16 protein-coding genes and 1 other annotated feature are annotated in these 18,598 nt (G+C 41.0%); all 16 genes read right to left on the bottom strand.

Annotated features, from left to right (window positions below; translation table 11 throughout):
• Positions 1–13: 13 nt before the first annotated feature.
• Entirely contained in the window at positions 14–304 is a 291-nt protein-coding gene (rplW, locus tag LGQ02_RS00755) for a 50S ribosomal protein L23 (protein ID WP_226516370.1), read from the bottom strand.
• Positions 304–927, bottom strand: a complete 624-nt coding sequence (gene rplD, locus LGQ02_RS00750; protein WP_226516369.1) for a 50S ribosomal protein L4 — start codon at positions 925–927, stop codon at positions 304–306. The genes rplW and rplD overlap by 1 nt, the downstream gene beginning before the upstream one ends.
• A gap of 26 nt (positions 928–953) precedes the next feature.
• A complete protein-coding gene (gene rplC / locus LGQ02_RS00745) occupies positions 954–1,586 on the bottom strand; it encodes a 50S ribosomal protein L3 (RefSeq protein WP_226516368.1) in 633 nt (210 codons plus the stop codon).
• 38 nt (positions 1,587–1,624) lie between these two features.
• Positions 1,625–1,933, bottom strand: coding sequence for a 30S ribosomal protein S10 (gene rpsJ / locus LGQ02_RS00740; protein ID WP_226516367.1), 309 nt, complete (start codon positions 1,931–1,933; stop codon positions 1,625–1,627).
• A gap of 771 nt (positions 1,934–2,704) precedes the next feature.
• A complete protein-coding gene (gene tuf, locus LGQ02_RS00735; RefSeq protein WP_226516366.1) occupies positions 2,705–3,895 on the bottom strand; it encodes an elongation factor Tu in 1,191 nt (396 codons plus the stop codon).
• Between the two features lie 121 nt (positions 3,896–4,016).
• Positions 4,017–6,098: an elongation factor G gene (gene fusA, locus LGQ02_RS00730; RefSeq protein WP_226516365.1), complete on the bottom strand. Its 2,082-nt coding sequence runs from the start codon at positions 6,096–6,098 to the stop codon at positions 4,017–4,019.
• 141 nt (positions 6,099–6,239) lie between these two features.
• Positions 6,240–6,710, bottom strand: a complete 471-nt coding sequence (rpsG, locus tag LGQ02_RS00725; protein WP_226516364.1) for a 30S ribosomal protein S7 — start codon at positions 6,708–6,710, stop codon at positions 6,240–6,242.
• Between the two features lie 51 nt (positions 6,711–6,761).
• Positions 6,762–7,175 carry a 30S ribosomal protein S12 gene (gene rpsL, locus LGQ02_RS00720; RefSeq protein ID WP_226516363.1) on the bottom strand — a complete coding sequence of 138 codons (414 nt, stop codon included), beginning with the start codon at positions 7,173–7,175 and terminating at the stop codon, positions 6,762–6,764.
• Between the two features lie 113 nt (positions 7,176–7,288).
• Positions 7,289–7,537, bottom strand: a complete 249-nt coding sequence (locus LGQ02_RS00715; RefSeq protein ID WP_226516362.1) for a 50S ribosomal protein L7ae-like protein — start codon at positions 7,535–7,537, stop codon at positions 7,289–7,291.
• Positions 7,538–7,620: 83 nt separating this feature from the next.
• On the bottom strand, positions 7,621–11,232 hold the full coding sequence (gene rpoC, locus LGQ02_RS00710) for a DNA-directed RNA polymerase subunit beta' (protein WP_226516361.1): 3,612 nt from the start codon (positions 11,230–11,232) through the stop codon (positions 7,621–7,623).
• Positions 11,233–11,268: 36 nt separating this feature from the next.
• Positions 11,269–14,811, bottom strand: coding sequence for a DNA-directed RNA polymerase subunit beta (rpoB, locus tag LGQ02_RS00705; protein ID WP_226516360.1), 3,543 nt, complete (start codon positions 14,809–14,811; stop codon positions 11,269–11,271).
• 597 nt (positions 14,812–15,408) lie between these two features.
• Positions 15,409–16,026 carry a class I SAM-dependent methyltransferase gene (locus LGQ02_RS00700; RefSeq protein ID WP_226516359.1) on the bottom strand — a complete coding sequence of 206 codons (618 nt, stop codon included), beginning with the start codon at positions 16,024–16,026 and terminating at the stop codon, positions 15,409–15,411.
• 138 nt (positions 16,027–16,164) lie between these two features.
• Positions 16,165–16,527, bottom strand: coding sequence for a 50S ribosomal protein L7/L12 (gene rplL / locus LGQ02_RS00695; RefSeq protein ID WP_226516358.1), 363 nt, complete (start codon positions 16,525–16,527; stop codon positions 16,165–16,167).
• A 63-nt stretch (positions 16,528–16,590) separates the two neighbouring features.
• Complete coding sequence (gene rplJ, locus LGQ02_RS00690; RefSeq protein ID WP_226518176.1) at positions 16,591–17,091, bottom strand: 50S ribosomal protein L10; 501 nt, start codon at positions 17,089–17,091, stop codon at positions 16,591–16,593.
• A 33-nt stretch (positions 17,092–17,124) separates the two neighbouring features.
• Positions 17,125–17,277, bottom strand: a sequence feature (ribosomal protein L10 leader region).
• A gap of 47 nt (positions 17,278–17,324) precedes the next feature.
• The gene (gene rplA / locus LGQ02_RS00685; protein WP_226516357.1) at positions 17,325–18,020 is read right to left on the bottom strand and encodes a 50S ribosomal protein L1; all 696 of its coding nucleotides are present in this window, start codon (positions 18,018–18,020) and stop codon (positions 17,325–17,327) included.
• A gap of 126 nt (positions 18,021–18,146) precedes the next feature.
• Positions 18,147–18,572 carry a 50S ribosomal protein L11 gene (gene rplK, locus LGQ02_RS00680; protein WP_226516356.1) on the bottom strand — a complete coding sequence of 142 codons (426 nt, stop codon included), beginning with the start codon at positions 18,570–18,572 and terminating at the stop codon, positions 18,147–18,149.
• Positions 18,573–18,598 lie beyond the last annotated feature (26 nt).

Genomic DNA, 18,598 nt, shown 5'->3' with positions numbered 1-18,598 from the left:
AGTAAATTCGTTCTTATACACCTTCGAAGAATTCTAGTTCTTTACTATCTGGTGTAAGTTGTACAATGGCTTTCTTGCGCTTGCGAGTATAGCCTGTATAACGTCCGAAACGCTTGAACTTACCTTTGTAGTTCATTGTGTTTACGTTAGAAACTGTCACGCCGAAGATCTCTTCAACAGCTTTTTTAATTTCTGTTTTGTTAGCACGAGGATCTACATCAAACGTGTATTTCTGCTCAGCCATAAGATCTGCAGTACGTTCAGTAATGATGGGGCGCTTAATAATATCTCTAGCGTTTGCCATTATGCAAGCACCTCCTCTACCTTTTTCACAGCGTCTTGTGTAATGACGATATTGTCATGATGTGCAATATCAAGTACATTCACACCGTCAGCAGTGACGAATTTTACGCCTGGGATGTTACGAGCAGATAAAGCAACGTTGTCGTTGTAGTCCGCTGTTACAACTAGTGTTTTATTTTCCGTAGACAATCCTTCAAGAACATTAATAAGTTCTTTTGTCTTTGGAGCTTCAAATGATAATCCTTCCAATACGCGGAACGCTTCTGCATTCACTTTGGAAGAAAGAGCAGATTTTAACGCCAAACGACGTTGTTTTTTCGGTAATTTATATCCGTAGTTGCGTGGTTTTGGTCCAAATGTTACGCCACCACCAACCCAGATAGGTGAACGAATCGATCCGTGACGAGCACGTCCTGTTCCTTTTTGTCTCCAAGGTTTACGTCCGCCGCCACGAACTTCTGAGCGACCTTTAGTAGAATGTGTACCTTGTCTTTGTGATGCTTGTTGCATAACGATTGCGTCATATAAAACACTCTCATTAGGCTCAATGCCGAACACTGCATCTGAGAGTTCAATATCGCCTACTTGTGAGCCAGTTTGGTTATACAAAGTAACTTTAGGCATCTGGGCTCCTCCTTTCCTGTTCAATCTTATTCAGCAGATTTAACTGCAGATGTTACAGAAACGTAGCTCTTCTTCGCTCCAGGTACGTTTCCTTTTACTAGTAGTAAATTGCGCTCTGTATCTACACGTACGATTTCAAGGTTTTGGATAGTAACTTGTTCTCCACCCATGCGTCCAGGTAATAGTTTACCTTTACGAACGTGGTTCGGATCAACAGGTCCCATCGCACCAGGACGACGGTGATAGCGAGAACCGTGAGACATTGGACCGCGAGATTGGTTGTGACGCTTGATTGCACCAGCAAAACCTTTCCCTTTAGACGTTCCAGTAACGTCTACAACGTCTCCTTCTGCAAATGTATCTACTTTGACTTCTTGACCAATTTCATAATCCGCAAGATTAATATCACGGATTTCTTTAACGAAGCGCTTAGGGTTTGTCTTCGCTTTTGCTGCATGACCTTTTGCTGGTTTGTTTTGGTTGTTTTCTTTTTGGTCAGCAAAACCAATTTGGATTGCTTCGTAGCCATCACTCTCAACTGTTTTCTTTTGAAGGACAACGTTGTCAGCTGCTTCAACAACAGTTACAGGTACAACCTCACCGTTTTCAGCAAAGATTTGAGTCATGCCTAGTTTCTTACCTAAGATTCCTTTGGTCATGAGTCACACCTCCTATAATTTCATTACATTAAAATGTATTAAAGTTTAATTTCGATATCTACGCCAGATGGCAGATCTAAACGCATCAACGCATCAACAGTTTGCGGCGTTGGATTCACAATATCAATTAAACGCTTGTGAGTTCTCATTTCAAATTGCTCACGAGCATCTTTGTATTTGTGAACGGCACGCAAGATCGTGTATACGGACTTTTCAGTTGGAAGCGGGATTGGACCTGATACACTAGCACCGGATCTTTTAGCCGTTTCAACAATCTTTTCCGCTGATTGATCTAAAATTCTGTGATCATACGCTTTTAAACGAATGCGAATCTTCTGTTTTGCCATTTGATTACCTCCTTTTTCGCCCATTTTTGGAAATAGACTTGCTCATCGGAAATTTATCCTGACCACCTGCCATGGCAAAGGGGCCGGGTGTGTCAGCAACCTTCCAATTCATAGCCTGTCAGTGACCAACATTAAACATTATACTAAAAACCAAGATATTATGCAAGTTTTTTTTATAAATAAAGTATCCGGCCACACTTTTCCTATTATACATAGACTGTATATTCTTTTCAACCACTTATGGGTGAAATATCACAATTAATATTAGAAATTGTTGGCAGATAAAAAAGCATTCGTGGATTGGGATTTAAATATTATACCTTTAGATTATTCTTATTTGCCGGAGTACTTGATATCACCGATCATTTTAATCTGAATTTCATGGTATAAGATATAAAGAAAAACGAGTTTCTACTATATAACATAAGTTTTTTAAAGTAACCAGATCAATTAACCCCTACCATAACTTTTTATTATATTTAATATTTCTCGATCTCGACTTCTAAAAACTATGACATTTTTAATTATCACTCTGTAAAAGCTCACTGTTAATTATGCGACTCACTTTTGTAAAACATTTGCACCATCTGGCACAAGCGCGACATCGGTTCTAGCTTCGCTTTGCTTGGTTTTAAAAGGCCATATATATGAAATGTAGTTATTGCCATTGCTTTAGTGCCGATAGAATAACTATTAATCATGACTTTAAAAATTTCTCCTATTAAAAAAAAGACCCTAGGACGATGTCCTGGGGTCTTTCATAGATGTCAATTACTCAGTGATTTCAGCAACGACACCGGCACCTACAGTACGTCCACCCTCACGGATAGAGAACTTAGTACCTTCTTCAATCGCGATTGGCGCGATTAGTTCTACAGTCATTTCAACGTTATCTCCAGGCATAACCATTTCTACGCCTTCTGGAAGTTGAATTACACCAGTTACGTCCGTAGTACGGAAGTAGAACTGTGGACGGTAGTTAGAGAAGAATGGAGTGTGACGTCCACCTTCTTCTTTTGAAAGAACATAAACTTCAGATTTGAACTTCGTGTGTGGAGTGATTGAACCTGGCTTTGCAAGTACTTGTCCACGGTTGATGTCTTCACGAGAAACACCACGTAGAAGTGCACCAATGTTATCTCCAGCTTCAGCATAGTCAAGAAGCTTACGGAACATCTCAACACCAGTTACAGTAGTCTTCTTAGACTCTTCTTCGATACCGATGATTTCGATTTCGTCACCTACGTTTAATTGTCCACGCTCAACACGTCCAGTTGCAACAGTACCACGACCAGTGATTGAGAATACGTCCTCAACTGGCATCATGAATGGCTTATCTTTGTCACGCTCTGGAGTTGGGATGTAAGCATCAACTTCAGCCATTAGGTCGACAATAGCTTGCTCGTGATCTGCATCTCCTTCAAGTGCTTTAAGAGCAGAACCTTTAACTACAGGAATGTCGTCTCCTGGGAAGTCGTACTCAGAAAGTAAGTCACGTACTTCCATTTCTACTAACTCAAGTAACTCTTCGTCGTCAACTTGGTCAGTTTTGTTAAGGAATACTACGATTGAAGGTACACCTACTTGACGAGAAAGTAGAATGTGCTCACGAGTTTGTGGCATTGGGCCGTCAGCTGCAGATACAACTAGGATCGCACCGTCCATTTGAGCGGCACCAGTGATCATGTTTTTAACGTAGTCTGCGTGTCCTGGGCAGTCAACGTGTGCATAGTGACGAGTGTCAGTTTCGTACTCAACGTGTGCAGTTGAGATTGTAATTCCACGCTCACGCTCTTCTGGAGCACCGTCGATTTGGTCATATGCCATCGCAGTACCTTTACCAGATTTCTTGTGTAGTACGTTAGTGATTGCTGCTGTTAAAGTAGTTTTACCGTGGTCAACGTGTCCAATTGTACCGATATTGGCATGCGTCTTGGAACGATCAAATTTTTCTTTAGCCATTTTGAAATCCTCCTTAAATTAAGAAAGTATAATTTTTTTATTTAGTAGTAAGATGATTTAGGTTTGTCTAATCACCTTTCTTAGCTTACAACAAATTAACTACAGAGACAATAATTCTTGTTTATTGTCCTGATTGTTTTTTAATAATTTCTTCTGAAATGCTCTTTGGTACTTCTTCATAGTGATCAAAGTGCATTGTGTATTGGCCACGACCTTGCGTGTTTGAACGAAGAGAAGTCGCGTAACCAAACATTTCAGAAAGTGGCACCATCGCTTTAACGATTTGTGCGTTACCACGAGCTTCCATACCTTCTACACGTCCACGACGAGAAGTTACGTCACCCATGATATCTCCCATGTATTCCTCTGGAACTACTACTTCTACTTTCATAACCGGCTCTAGAAGAACTGGGTTACATTTTTTCACAGCTTCTTTAACTGCAAGAGATGCTGCTACTTTAAATGCCATCTCGTTAGAGTCAACATCGTGGTAAGATCCATCATAAAGCTTAGCTTTAACGTCGATTACAGGATATCCTGCGATCATACCGTTTTCTAGAGCTTGTTCAAGACCTTGACCTACTGATGGGATGTATTCACGTGGAACAACACCACCAACAATCGCATCTTCAAATTCAAATCCTGCGCCCTCTTCGTTTGGAGTAAACTCTACCCATACGTGACCGTATTGTCCACGACCACCGGATTGACGTACGAATTTACCTTCACATTGAGCAGCTTGGCGAATTGATTCACGATATGATACTTGAGGAGCACCAACATTCGCTTCAACTTTGAATTCACGTTTCAAACGGTCAACGATGATGTCAAGGTGAAGTTCACCCATACCAGCGATGATTGTTTGACCTGTTTCTTCATCAGTATGCGTTTGGAATGTAGGGTCTTCTTCAGCCAGCTTTGCAAGTGCAATACCCATTTTATCTTGGTCAGCCTTAGATTTTGGCTCAACAGATAATGAGATAACAGGCTCTGGGAATTCCATAGACTCAAGAATAACAAGATCCTTTTCATCACATAGAGTATCACCAGTAGAAGTATCTTTTAAACCTACACCGCCAGCGATATCTCCAGCAAAACATGTTGGGATCTCTTCACGGTGGTTCGCGTGCATTTGTAGGATACGTCCCATTCTTTCACGCTTGTTTTTCGTTGCGTTCTTAACATAAGAACCAGCATTAACTGTACCTGAGTAAACACGGAAGAAAGTAAGCTTACCAACGTAAGGGTCAGTTGCAACTTTAAATGCCAATGCTGAGAATGGCTCGTTGTCATCCGCTTTACGCTCAATAGTTTCTTCTTCGTTTCCAGGAACGTGACCTTGAATTGCAGGTACATCTAATGGTGACGGTAAGTAGTCGATTACTGCGTCAATCATTAGTTGAACACCTTTGTTTTTGAATGCTGAACCACAAAGAACTGGGTAAAATTCAACATTACAAGTACCTTTACGAATCGCCGCTTTTAGCTCATCGACAGTAATTTCTTCACCTTCTAGGTACTTCATCATAAGCTCTTCATCAAGCTCAGAAACTGCTTCAACTAGTTTCTCACGATACTCTTCCGCTTGAGCTTTATACTCTTCAGGAATTTCACGTGCTTCACTACGAGTTCCTAAGTCATCCATATAGAAGTAAGCTTGCATGTCAACAAGATCAATAATACCTTCGAAGTCATCTTCAGCACCGATTGGTAACTGAATCGCAGCTGCGTTCGCACCGAGGCGGTCATGCAATGTGCTTAATGAATAAATGAAATCTGCACCGATCTTGTCCATTTTGTTTACGAAAACAATTCGTGGTACATGGTACGTTGTTGCTTGGCGCCAAACTGTTTCAGTTTGTGGCTCTACACCAGATTGAGCATCGAGTACTGCAACTGCACCGTCAAGTACACGTAAAGAACGCTCAACTTCTACAGTGAAGTCTACGTGTCCAGGTGTATCGATGATATTAATACGGTGTTCTTTCCATTGAGCTGTTGTCGCAGCAGATGTGATTGTAATACCACGCTCTTGTTCCTGCTCCATCCAGTCCATTTGAGAAGCACCTTCGTGTGTTTCACCGATTTTATGGATACGCCCAGTGTAGAAAAGAACTCTTTCCGTTGCTGTCGTTTTACCGGCATCGATGTGTGCCATGATACCGATATTACGTGTTTTTTCCAAGGAGAACTCTCTTCCCATTGGTCAATTTCTCCTTCCTTAGTGAAGATGTTATTTTATTTCAGGGTATGTAGTTAAAGGAAGGGAATCCCCTCCTTCACTCTTCCCCCGGCTGTATATTCACCCTTAGTTTCCTAAGGTGGAGCTAAGGGAGTATATTACTTACCAGCGATAATGAGCAAATGCTTTGTTTGCTTCAGCCATGCGGTGAGTGTCTTCACGCTTCTTCACAGCTGCACCCGTGTTATTCGCTGCGTCCATAATTTCATTTGCAAGACGCTCTTCCATCGTTTTTTCACCACGAAGGCGAGCGTAGCTCACTAACCAACGAAGTCCTAAAGTCGTACGACGATCAGGTTTAACTTCGATCGGTACTTGATAGTTAGCACCACCAACACGGCGAGCTTTAACTTCAAGAACTGGCATAATGTTTTTTAACGCTTGTTCGAATACTTCTTGTGGGTCATTACCAGTACGTTCTTGTACTAGTTCAAATGCTTTATAAAGAATAGTTTGTGCTTTACCTCTTTTACCGTCAACCATAATACGGTTGATTAAGCGAGTTACTAACTTTGAGTTGTAAATCGGATCAGGTAATACATCTCTGCGAGGTACAGGTCCTTTACGAGGCATAAGGTTCCCTCCTTTCACGAAATCATTAATTTTTAGCGCATGATTGACGCATTATTTTTTAGGTCTCTTAGTTCCATATTTAGAACGACCTTGTCCACGGTTCTCAACACCTGCAGTGTCAAGAGCACCACGTACGATGTGGTAACGTACCCCCGGTAAGTCTTTCACACGTCCTCCACGAATAAGTACAACACTGTGTTCTTGAAGGTTGTGTCCAATACCAGGAATATATGCCGTTACTTCAATTTGGTTAGTTAGACGCACACGAGCATATTTACGAAGGGCAGAGTTTGGTTTCTTAGGTGTCATAGTTCCAACACGAGTACATACACCACGTTTTTGTGGAGAACTTTGGTTCGTTTGTACTTTCTTGAAACTGTTGTACCCTTTGTTCAATGCTGGCGAGTCGGATTTTTCTACTTTCGCTTTACGACCTTTACGCACTAATTGATTAATAGTAGGCATGCGATATCCTCCTTTCATCTATGATTTATTTAAGCCCACTGGTCCAGGTGGTTCATAATTGTGTAAAAGGAAAGTTTTTGCCTAAAGGAAGGCCAATAGGCAAAAACTTATTTTTACTTTTTCAAGGCAACAATCGCTGCATTCACATCAATTCCACAAGCTTTTCCAAGCTTTTTCATAGAATCGACATTAATAATTGGAATACCTTGTGATTCGGCTAGTTTCACTGCTTTATGCAAAACCTTCGGATCTGCATCTTCTGCAACGACCAGCTCTATAACCTGTTGATTTTCCAGTGCTTTAAGCGTCTGTTTCGTGCCGACGACTTTTTCGTTTGCCTGGTCTACTTTTTCATAAGACATTTTTCATCCTCCAAAGCATCAGGTGTTTGGCACACTTTGATATATTACCATCGTAATCAACGCGTGTCAACATTAATTTGCATTTATTCTTGAATAGATACTTCTTCTACCATTTCATCTGTCGCTTCCTCTTCAACATTCGTTGAAGTGATCTTGCGATATCGTTGCATTCCTGTTCCTGCAGGAACAAGTTTACCGATAATGACGTTTTCTTTCAAGCCGACAAGTTCGTCTCTCTTACCTTTGATAGCTGCATCAGTAAGAACTCGTGTCGTTTCTTGGAAAGAAGCAGCAGATAAGAATGAATCTGTCTCAAGGGATGCTTTTGTAATACCGAGTAAGACAGGAGTTCCCATTGCCGGAGTACCTCCACGCAATAGAATATCTTTGTTCGCTTCATTGAATTGATGCACTTCAACAAGGGATCCTGGTAATACTTCTGTATCTCCAGCATCGACAACACGGATCTTTCGAAGCATTTGACGTACCATAACCTCTACGTGTTTATCTCCGATTTCTACCCCTTGCATACGATAAACTTTTTGTACCTCGCGTAAGAGATATTCTTGTACACCTTGTACACCAGAAACTAAAAGTAATTCTTTAGGGTCAATTGAACCTTCTGTAAGTTCTTGACCTGGTTTCACTTGATCGCCAACTTCTACTTTCATTCTAGCACCGTATGGCGCAACGTAGTTACGTGTTTCAATTTCACCTTGTACGACAATTTCTTTCTTTTCATTTACTTCTTTAATGTCGCTAACTGCCCCTTCGATCTCTGAAATAACAGCCTGACCTTTCGGGTTACGTGCTTCAAACAGTTCCTGGATACGCGGTAAACCTTGGGTAATATCATCTCCTGCTACCCCACCTGTATGGAATGTACGCATTGTTAACTGAGTACCTGGTTCACCAATTGATTGAGCAGCAATGATACCAACCGCTTCTCCAACCTCAACTTCAGCACCTGTTGCTAAGTTTCGACCATAACATCTTTTACAAACGCCATGTTTAGTATCACAAGTAAATGCCGAACGAATGACAACAGACTCTACTCCTGCATCTTCTACGACTTTAGCAGAATCTTCATCCATTTCAACATCTTTTTCTACTAATACTTCACCTGTCTCAGGATGCTTAATTGTATTAAACGCCACACGACCAACAAGGCGGTCGTATAACGGTTCAATTACTTCTGTACCTTCAGTAATTGCCGCAACCTTTAGTCCACGATCTGTACCGCAGTCATCTTCACGAACGATCACATCTTGTGCAACATCTACAAGACGACGTGTTAAGTAACCTGAATCGGCAGTCTTCAAGGCTGTATCGGCTAGACCTTTACGCGCACCGTGCGTAGAGATAAAGTACTCAAGTACTGTTAAACCTTCACGGAAACTTGATTTGATTGGAAGTTCAATAATACGACCAGACGGATTCGCCATCAGACCACGCATACCAGCAAGTTGCGTAAAGTTTGATGCGTTACCACGAGCTCCGGAATCACTCATCATAAAGATTGGGTTCGTATCTTCAAGTGTTCCCATTAATCGATTTTGGATCTCGTCTTTTGCTGCACTCCACACTTCGATGACTTTGTCATAACGTTCCTCTTCAGTAATTAAACCTCGTCGGAACTGCTTTACGACACGGTCCACTTTTTTCTCTGCATCGTCAAGGATTTCTTGCTTATCCTTCAATACAACAATGTCAGATACACCGATTGTAATACCGGCTTTTGTGGAGTAGTGGAAACCTAGATCCTTCATCTTATCAAGCATGACAGACGTTTGAGATACTTTAAATTTCTTAAATACTTCAGCGATAATGTCACCTAAGAAACCTTTCTTAAATGGTGCGACAACATCTCTGTTTTCGTATTCTTTTTTAACATCTGTGCCAGATGGAACAATGTATTTATCAGGTGTTTCAATCTCTAAGTTTGTTGCAGTTGGTTCATTTACATATGGAAACGATCCTGGGAGAATTTCATTAAAAATAATTTTCCCTACGGAAGTTAGGAGTAATTTACCTTCGTGTTCTTCCTTGAAGTTCGTTTTCCCAAGAGATCCAACAGGGATAGCCACTCTCGTATGAAGGTGGACATGTCCATTTCGATACGCAGTAAGTGCTTCGTCTGCATCTTTGTAAATGTTACCTTCTCCAATTGCCCCTTTACGCTCAAGAGTTAAGTAGTAGTTTCCTAATACCATATCTTGAGACGGCGTAACAACTGGTTTACCGTCTTTAGGGTTTAAGATGTTTTGAGCTGCAAGCATAAGTAAACGAGACTCTGCTTGGGCTTCTGCAGATAATGGAACGTGCACCGCCATTTGGTCACCGTCAAAGTCTGCGTTATAAGCAGTACATACGAGTGGGTGAAGCTTAATCGCACGACCTTCTACTAATGTCGGTTCAAATGCTTGAATCCCTAGTCTGTGTAACGTTGGCGCACGGTTTAAAAGGACCGGATGTTCTTTAATGACTTCTTCTAATACATCCCAAACTTCCGGTTGCACTCGCTCAACTTTACGTTTTGCACTCTTAATATTGTGAGCTAAACCTTTGCTAACAAGCTCTTTCATTACAAAAGGTTTAAATAATTCAAGTGCCATTTCTTTAGGTAAACCACATTGATACATCTTCAAGTGTGGTCCTACCACGATAACAGAACGACCAGAGTAGTCTACACGTTTACCAAGTAAGTTTTGACGGAAACGACCTTGTTTCCCCTTCAGCATATGAGAAAGAGATTTTAGCGGACGGTTACCCGGTCCTGTTACAGGACGACCGCGTCGCCCGTTATCAATTAAAGCATCAACAGCTTCTTGAAGCATACGCTTTTCGTTTTGAACGATAATGCTTGGTGCCCCAAGATCTAATAGGCGCTTTAATCGATTGTTTCGGTTAATCACACGACGATATAAGTCGTTTAAGTCAGACGTCGCGAATCTTCCACCATCTAATTGAACCATTGGACGTAATTCTGGTGGAATGACTGGTAAAACATCCATGATCATCCATGCCGGGTTGTTCCCTGAATTACGGAATGCCTCTAGCACTTCTAGTCGTTTGATAGCACGAGTTCGACGTTGACCTTGAGCTGTAACGAGCTCTTCTTTCAACATATTTACTTCTTTATCTAAGTCTATATCTTGTAACAATTTACGGATCGCCTCTGCCCCCATTTGGGCTGTAAAGGAACGACCGTATTTTTCACGATACGTACGATATTCTTTTTCTGAAAGAAGTTGTTTAAGTTCTAATGGTGTATCCCCAGTATCGGTTACTACATAGGAAGCGAAATAAATAACTTCCTCAAGAGAACGCGGAGACATGTCTAAGACAAGACCCATACGACTTGGGATCCCTTTGAAGTACCAAATATGAGAGACCGGGGCAGCTAATTCAATGTGCCCCATTCGCTCACGGCGTACTTTTGCGCGAGTTACCTCTACACCACAACGATCACAAACGACACCTTTGTAGCGTACTCGCTTATACTTCCCACAATGACATTCCCAGTCTTTTTGCGGTCCAAAAATACGTTCACAAAACAATCCATCTTTTTCAGGCTTTAACGTACGATAGTTAATGGTCTCTGGTTTTTTCACTTCACCTCTAGACCAAGAGCGAATCTTGTCCGGAGATGCAAGACCAATTTTCATATACTCAAAGTTATTCACATCTATCAAGGGGCTAACCTCCCTTTCAGCATTCAAGTTCTCCCATTAACCGTTTGATTCACCGGACTCAAGGTTTAAATTCAACTTGTCATTCCCTTGTTCTTCTTCATCATCAAGTTCAAGCATTTCTATTTCCTCTTCATTGCTTGATAGCATCTTCACGTCCATACCTAAGCTTTGAAGTTCCTTGATGAGAACTTTGAATGACTCTGGTACACCTGGCTCAGGTACATTTTCACCTTTTACAATCGCTTCATACGTTTTCACACGTCCAACAACATCATCGGACTTAACGGTTAGAATCTCTTGTAATGTATAAGCTGCACCATATGCTTCAAGTGCCCAAACCTCCATCTCACCAAAACGCTGTCCCCCGAACTGTGCTTTACCACCTAACGGCTGCTGAGTAACAAGTGAGTATGGTCCAGTTGAACGAGCATGTAACTTATCATCAACCATGTGTGCAAGTTTAATCATGTACATGATCCCAACAGACACACGGTTATCGAATGGCTCTCCAGTACGTCCGTCATATAAAACGGTTTTACCATCGCGTGCCATACCTGCCTCATCAAGAGTACTCCATACATCTTCTTCACGAGCACCATCAAATACTGGACTAGCTACGTGAATACCTAAGTTTCTCGCTGCCATTCCTAAGTGCATCTCAAGTACTTGCCCGATGTTCATACGTGATGGTACACCAAGAGGGTTTAACATGATGTCGATTGGAGTGCCATCTGGTAAATAAGGCATATCTTCCTCTGGTAAAATACGAGAAATTACACCTTTGTTACCGTGACGTCCAGCCATCTTGTCACCTTCGTTAATCTTTCTTTTCTGTACGATATAAACACGTACTAATTGATTAACTCCAGGAGGCAGTTCATCGCCATCTTCACGATTGAAGACTTTAACGTCTAAGACAATTCCGTCTCCACCATGTGGTGCACGTAGTGATGTATCTCGTACTTCACGAGCCTTTTCCCCGAAAATCGCATGTAATAGACGCTCTTCTGCTGTTAACTCAGTAACCCCTTTAGGTGTTACCTTACCAACAAGGATATCTCCGTCTTTTACTTCCGCACCCACTCGAATAATTCCACGTTCGTCAAGGTTCTTCAGTGCATCTTCACCAACGTTTGGAATATCACGTGTGATCTCTTCAGGTCCTAACTTAGTATCGCGGGCTTCTGATTCATACTCTTCAATATGAATTGAAGTATATACATCATCTTTTACGAGGCGTTCACTTAAAATGATCGCATCCTCATAGTTGTAACCTTCCCAAGTCATGAAACCAACCATAACGTTACGTCCTAAGGCCATTTCACCTTTTTCCATGGATGGTCCGTCAGCAAGGATTTCTCCTTTTGATACGATGTTCCCTTCACTGACAATCGGACGTTGATTATAGCAAGTACCTTGGTTTGAACGCTCAAACTTTTGAAGATTGTAGCGTACGACATCTGTTTCTACTTCTTTTCCGTCGACTTCTTCAATCTTACGAAGTTGTACATATTTACCTGAGACTCTTTCTATGCGCCCCTTCGTTTTCGAAACGACTGCTGCACCAGAGTCCTTAGCAGAAACATATTCCATTCCAGTACCTACAAGAGGTGATTCCGGCTCTAATAGCGGAACGGCTTGACGTTGCATGTTCGCTCCCATTAATGCACGGTTAGAGTCGTCATTTTCTAAGAACGGAATACATGCTGTCGCAGCTGATACAACTTGCTTTGGAGATACGTCCATGTAGTCTACTCGGTCACGTGGAACAATAATGTTTTCACCACGGAAACGACAAATAATATTTTCATCAACAAATGCCCCGTTTTCATCTAACTTCGCATTCGCCTGAGCTACAACATAATTATCTTCTTCGTCTGCAGTTAAGTAATCAAACTGCGGACTTACTCTTCCAGATTCATGGTCTACCTTACGATATGGTGTTTCCATAAAGCCAAATTCGTTCACTTTCGCATAACTAGAAAGCGAGTTGATTAACCCGATGTTCGGTCCCTCTGGCGTTTCGATTGGACACATACGACCATAGTGAGAGTAGTGTACGTCTCGCACTTCAAACCCTGCACGTTCACGTGTTAGACCACCAGGTCCAAGTGCTGAAAGACGTCTTTTATGCGTCAATTCTGCTAATGGATTTGTCTGGTCCATAAATTGAGATAATTGAGAGCTTCCGAAAAACTCTTTAATAGACGCAATCACAGGGCGAATATTAATTAGAGCCTGCGGAGTAATCATATTTGCATCTTGAATGGACATACGCTCACGTACAACGCGTTCCATTCTTGATAAACCAATACGGAATTGATTTTGTAATAATTCCCCTACACTACGAAGGCGACGGTTACCTAAGTGGTCAATATCGTCTGTGTTCCCTACTCCGTGTAGTAGGTTAAAGAAGTAGTTAATAGATGCAATAATATCAGCTGGAGTGATATTTTTAACTGCTTTCTCTACAACCCCATTACCAATTACGCGAATCGGTTCATCCTCTTCTGTACCATTTGGAGGGTGAATCAAGACGGATTGAAGATCTACTTCTTCATCTTCAACCACTCCACCGTGAAGAGTGATATGTTTAAAACCGACATTATTTTCTAAATAAGGAAGTAAACGATCTAATAATCTGCGATCGATCAACGCACCCTCTTCTGCTAACACTTCTCCTGTGTCAGGATCAACAAGTGTTTCTGCTAGGCGTTGGTTGAAAAGACGGTTTTTAATATGCAGTTTTTTATTAATCTTATATCGACCAACATTCGCTAAATCATATCGTTTCGGATCAAAGAAACGTGATTCTAACAAACTTTTTGCATTATCGACTGTTGGAGGCTCTCCAGGACGAAGACGTTCGTAGATTTCCAGTAGCGCTTTTTCAGAGCCATCTGTATTATCTTTTTCAAGCGTGTTACGTAAATACTCATCTTCACCTAATAGATCAATGATCTCTTGATCTGAACCAAATCCAAGAGCACGTAACAATACAGTGACAGGGATTTTACGCGTGCGGTCTATACGAACATAAACGACGTCTTTTGCGTCTGTTTCTAATTCCAACCATGCACCACGGTTCGGGATTACAGTAGTCGTAAAGCCCTTCTTTCCGTTTTTGTCAATCTTCTCACTGTAATAAACACTTGGTGAACGGACGAGTTGAGAAACAATTACTCGTTCTGCACCATTAATGACAAATGTTCCCGTATCAGTCATGAGAGGGAAATCTCCCATAAACACTTCTTGCTCTTTCACTTCACCTGTCTCTTTATTAATGAGACGTACCTTCACACGAAGCGGAGCCGAATACGTTACATCTCGTTCTTTGGAATCTTCTACTGAATATTTCGGTTCCCCTAAGCTATAATCAATAAACTCAAGCACCAAATTACCAGTAAAATCTTCAATTGGAGAGATGTCTCCGAACATCTCGCGAATACCTTCATCAAGAAACCATTGATAAGAAGCTGTTTGAATCTCAATTAAGTTTGGAAGATCCAACACTTCATTGATTCGGGCATAGCTCCTTCTCTGACGGTGGCGTCCATACTGAACTAGTTGACCTGTCAACTGATTCACCCCTTAAAAACTAACGTTTTTATCATCATAAGAATGGTATACCATTTGTACTTGCCATTCTTTGATACACTTTTTTCAGGCATTGCCTTTTTTTACTTGTGATGTGCTATTTTCTACCTCTTAGGAAAAACACCCTAGACAAGGTTGCTATTCTCACTTTTTTTGGACCGCAGCCAAGCGTAATGCTTGTCACTTCACTTTTCATTGTGAAGCTTTTGAGAATGAATGAACCTCGAGCTCATAGAATAAAATACTCGAGCTGCTCATTCATTCTCAACAGGCGGCCTATAAAGCAATCACTTTATCGAAGCAACCAATTTAGATGTAAATCATTATGTAAAAAACAAAAAAAGGGCCTGTAAGACTTCTACCTAGTCAAAGCATAAAAGACGTTAATAGTTTGTCCAAATTCACCCTTTTTATACACATCACCTATTTTTTCCATCATCTTTTTTGATAAAGATGATAGCATAAGAAAACAAAGGCTTGACTTTTTAAACTCTAGTCATCATACTAACCTTGAATTTAAAAGCATATTTGCCCCATTTTCAACTTTATATTCATACGCATTAAATAACATTAACACAACTAATTTGTTGAGTCAATCTTTTTCCCTCTTATAATGAAAAATCCTTTTGACTTGTTTACAATCTCGACATCTAGCCCTAATTCTTCTAGTTTTTTCATCGTAGAAGGAGCACCTTGCTTCTTTTGTATCACTAGCCAAAGCTCACCGTTTAACTTCAATGCTTCTACTGCTTGCTCATACAACTTGAAAATAACTTCTTTCCCAGCCCTGATCGGAGGGTTCGAAACAATAGCGGAATAAAATTCATCCGGTTGGTTCTCTAACAAATTATTTTGCTCTACAACTACATTACCAACACCATTAACCTTCGCGTTTTCGATTGACAATGAAATTGCACGTTCATTTATATCAAACATGTGTACCTTCCGATTTTCGTATCGTTTTGCGATCGCAATACCAATTGGTCCCCAACCACAACCGACATCAGCAATCGGTCCTGCCACATCTAATGTTTCTTCAAATGTTTCTATTAACAACTTTGAACCGAAGTCTATTCCTTTTTTAGAAAAAATACCTCTATCAACAATATACTGAAAAGTTACTTCATTAATTGTTTCGGTAATCTTCTTTCTCTGACTTTCCACTTCTGGTTTTTCTGAATAATAATGATTAGACATTGGAACACCTCCAATCAAACTACTATACCTTTTACCATTGTCGTCGCACAACATACTTTTTATTAGGTTATTTATCAAGTGATACGAAAAAACTCGCTTTGTCTCCAAAGCGAGTTTTTCAATAAACCATTGTCAAGCTTACTTAAGCTCGATGCTAGCTCCAGCTTCTTCAAGCTTAGCTTTCATTTCATCAGCTTCTTCTTTAGATACGCCTTCTTTAAGTGTTTCTGGCGCTCCGTCTACTAGTGCTTTTGCATCTTTTAAGCCTAGGCCAGTGATTTCACGAACAACTTTAATTACGTTGATCTTAGATGCACCTGCAGACTCAAGTACTACGTCAAATTCAGTTTGCTCTTCAGCAGCTTCAGCAGCGCCACCGCCTGCAACAGCTACAGGAGCTGCAGCTTCTACTCCAAACTCTTCCTCGATCGCTTTAACTAGATCGTTTAATTCTAAAACAGACATTTCTTTAATCGCATCAATAATTTGCTCTTTAGTCATTTTGTTTTCCTCCTATAATTTTAATTATTTTAAACCGCTAGGCGACAAATTGGTATGTTCCGATTATGCACCTTGCTCTTCTTTTTGCTCTGCAACAGCTTTTGTAGCCAATGCAAAGTTTCGTACTGGAGCTTGCATAACGCTGAGTAGCATTCCAAGTAATCCGTCGCGAGATGGTAGTTCCGCAAGTGCTTTTACTTCTTCTAAAGAAGCTACGCGACCTTCGATAATACCAGCTTTAAGCTCAAGGTCTTGATGTTCTTTAGCGAAGTTATTTAACACTTTCGCAGGAGCAATTACATCATCGTTACAAAATGCAATTGCTGTCGGCCCTACTAATTGCTCATCAATATCAGTTAGTCCAGCTTCAGCTGTCGCACGTCGAACCATTGAGTTTTTGTAAACTTTGAAGTCTACATTCGCTTCACGAAGTTGCTTACGAAGTTCAGTCACTTCTGCAACGTCAAGTCCACGGTAATCTACAACAATTGTAGATTGGCTTTCTTTAAGCTTTGTTGTAATTTCATCAACAAGTTGCTTTTTCTTTTCGATAACAGCGCTCATCATGACACCTCCTGTGCAAGATTGTTCATACCGTACCGTATAAAAAATGCCCCCATGCAGACACATGGAGGCAGTAATATCCGAAAACCTATTTTTTAAAAATAGGATCCATACGTTACTTACCTCGGTAGGGAATTAAGCAATTAATTATGCACCTACTGTCTACGGTATGACGATTTATTTAATTAACAAAAACTAGTATATCGACTTCGGTTAGCGAAGTCAATATCTAATTAACCTTTATAGCTGGAAATATCTACCTTAAGTCCAGGTCCCATTGTTGAAGCTACCGCAACATTGCGCATATAAGTTCCTTTTGCTGCTGCAGGCTTTGCTTTTAACAATGTATCAATAATTGTTTCGAAGTTTTCAACAAGCTTGTCCGTGTCGAAAGAAACTTTTCCAATCGGTACATGGATGTTTCCAGCTTTATCAACGCGGTATTCTACTTTACCAGCCTTGATTTCGTTAACAGCTTTTTCAACTTCAAATGTTACAGTACCTGTCTTAGGGTTTGGCATAAGACCTTTAGGTCCTAATACACGACCAAGTTTACCTACTTGTGCCATCATGTCAGGAGTTGCAACAACTACATCGAAGTCGAACCAACCTTGGTTTACTTTGTTGATTAAGTCTTCTTCTCCTACATAATCTGCACCAGCAGCTTCCGCTTCCTTCGCTTTGTCCCCTTTAGCGAAAACAAGAACTCGTTGAGTTTTACCTGTTCCGTGTGGAAGAACAACTGCTCCACGGATTTGTTGGTCTGCTTTCTTTGGATCTACACCTAAACGTGCAGCAAGTTCAACAGTTTCATCAAACTTTGCTGTTGCTGTTTCTTTCACAAGCTCCACTGCTTCGCTCGCACCGTAAACTTTTTCACGGTCAACGGCTTTCAGTGCATCTTGGTACTTTTTACCTTTCTTAGCCAATTTCATTTCCTCCTCAATTGTGGTTTTAGCGGTTAGACCTCCCACTAATAAAGGTTGCGAACCTGCACTTGCAGGCAGGATAAGACATCCTTTACTCGCAACCTCCATCTACAAACATGGGTTTAATTAGTCTTCAATAACAATTCCCATGCTACGGGCAGTACCTTCTACCATACGCATAGCTGCTTCTACATCAGCAGCGTTTAAGTCTGGCATTTTAGTTTCCGCGATCTCGCGTACTTTATCACGCTTTAATGTAGCCACCTTGTTTCGGTTAGGCTCTCCAGATGCAGTATCAATTCCTGCTGCTTTCTTTAGCAACACTGCTGCAGGTGGAGTTTTAGTAATAAATGTAAATGAACGGTCTTCAAATACCGTAATCTCTGCAGGGATAATTAAGCCCGCTTGTTCTTGTGTACGAGCGTTAAACTCCTTACAGAATCCCATAATGTTAATACCTGCTTGACCTAAAGCCGGACCAACAGGTGGAGCTGGGTTCGCTTTTCCAGCAGGGATTTGTAACTTTACAACTTTAATGACCTTTTTAGCCACGCGACACACCTCCTTAAGTCCGTGAT

Source organism: Bacillus shivajii (assembly GCF_020519665.1).
Lineage (GTDB): Bacteria > Bacillota > Bacilli > Bacillales > Salisediminibacteriaceae > Bacillus_CA > Bacillus_CA shivajii.
The sequence above is the reverse complement of the archived record's forward strand: the minus strand, read 5'-3'. Positions and strand labels throughout refer to the sequence as shown.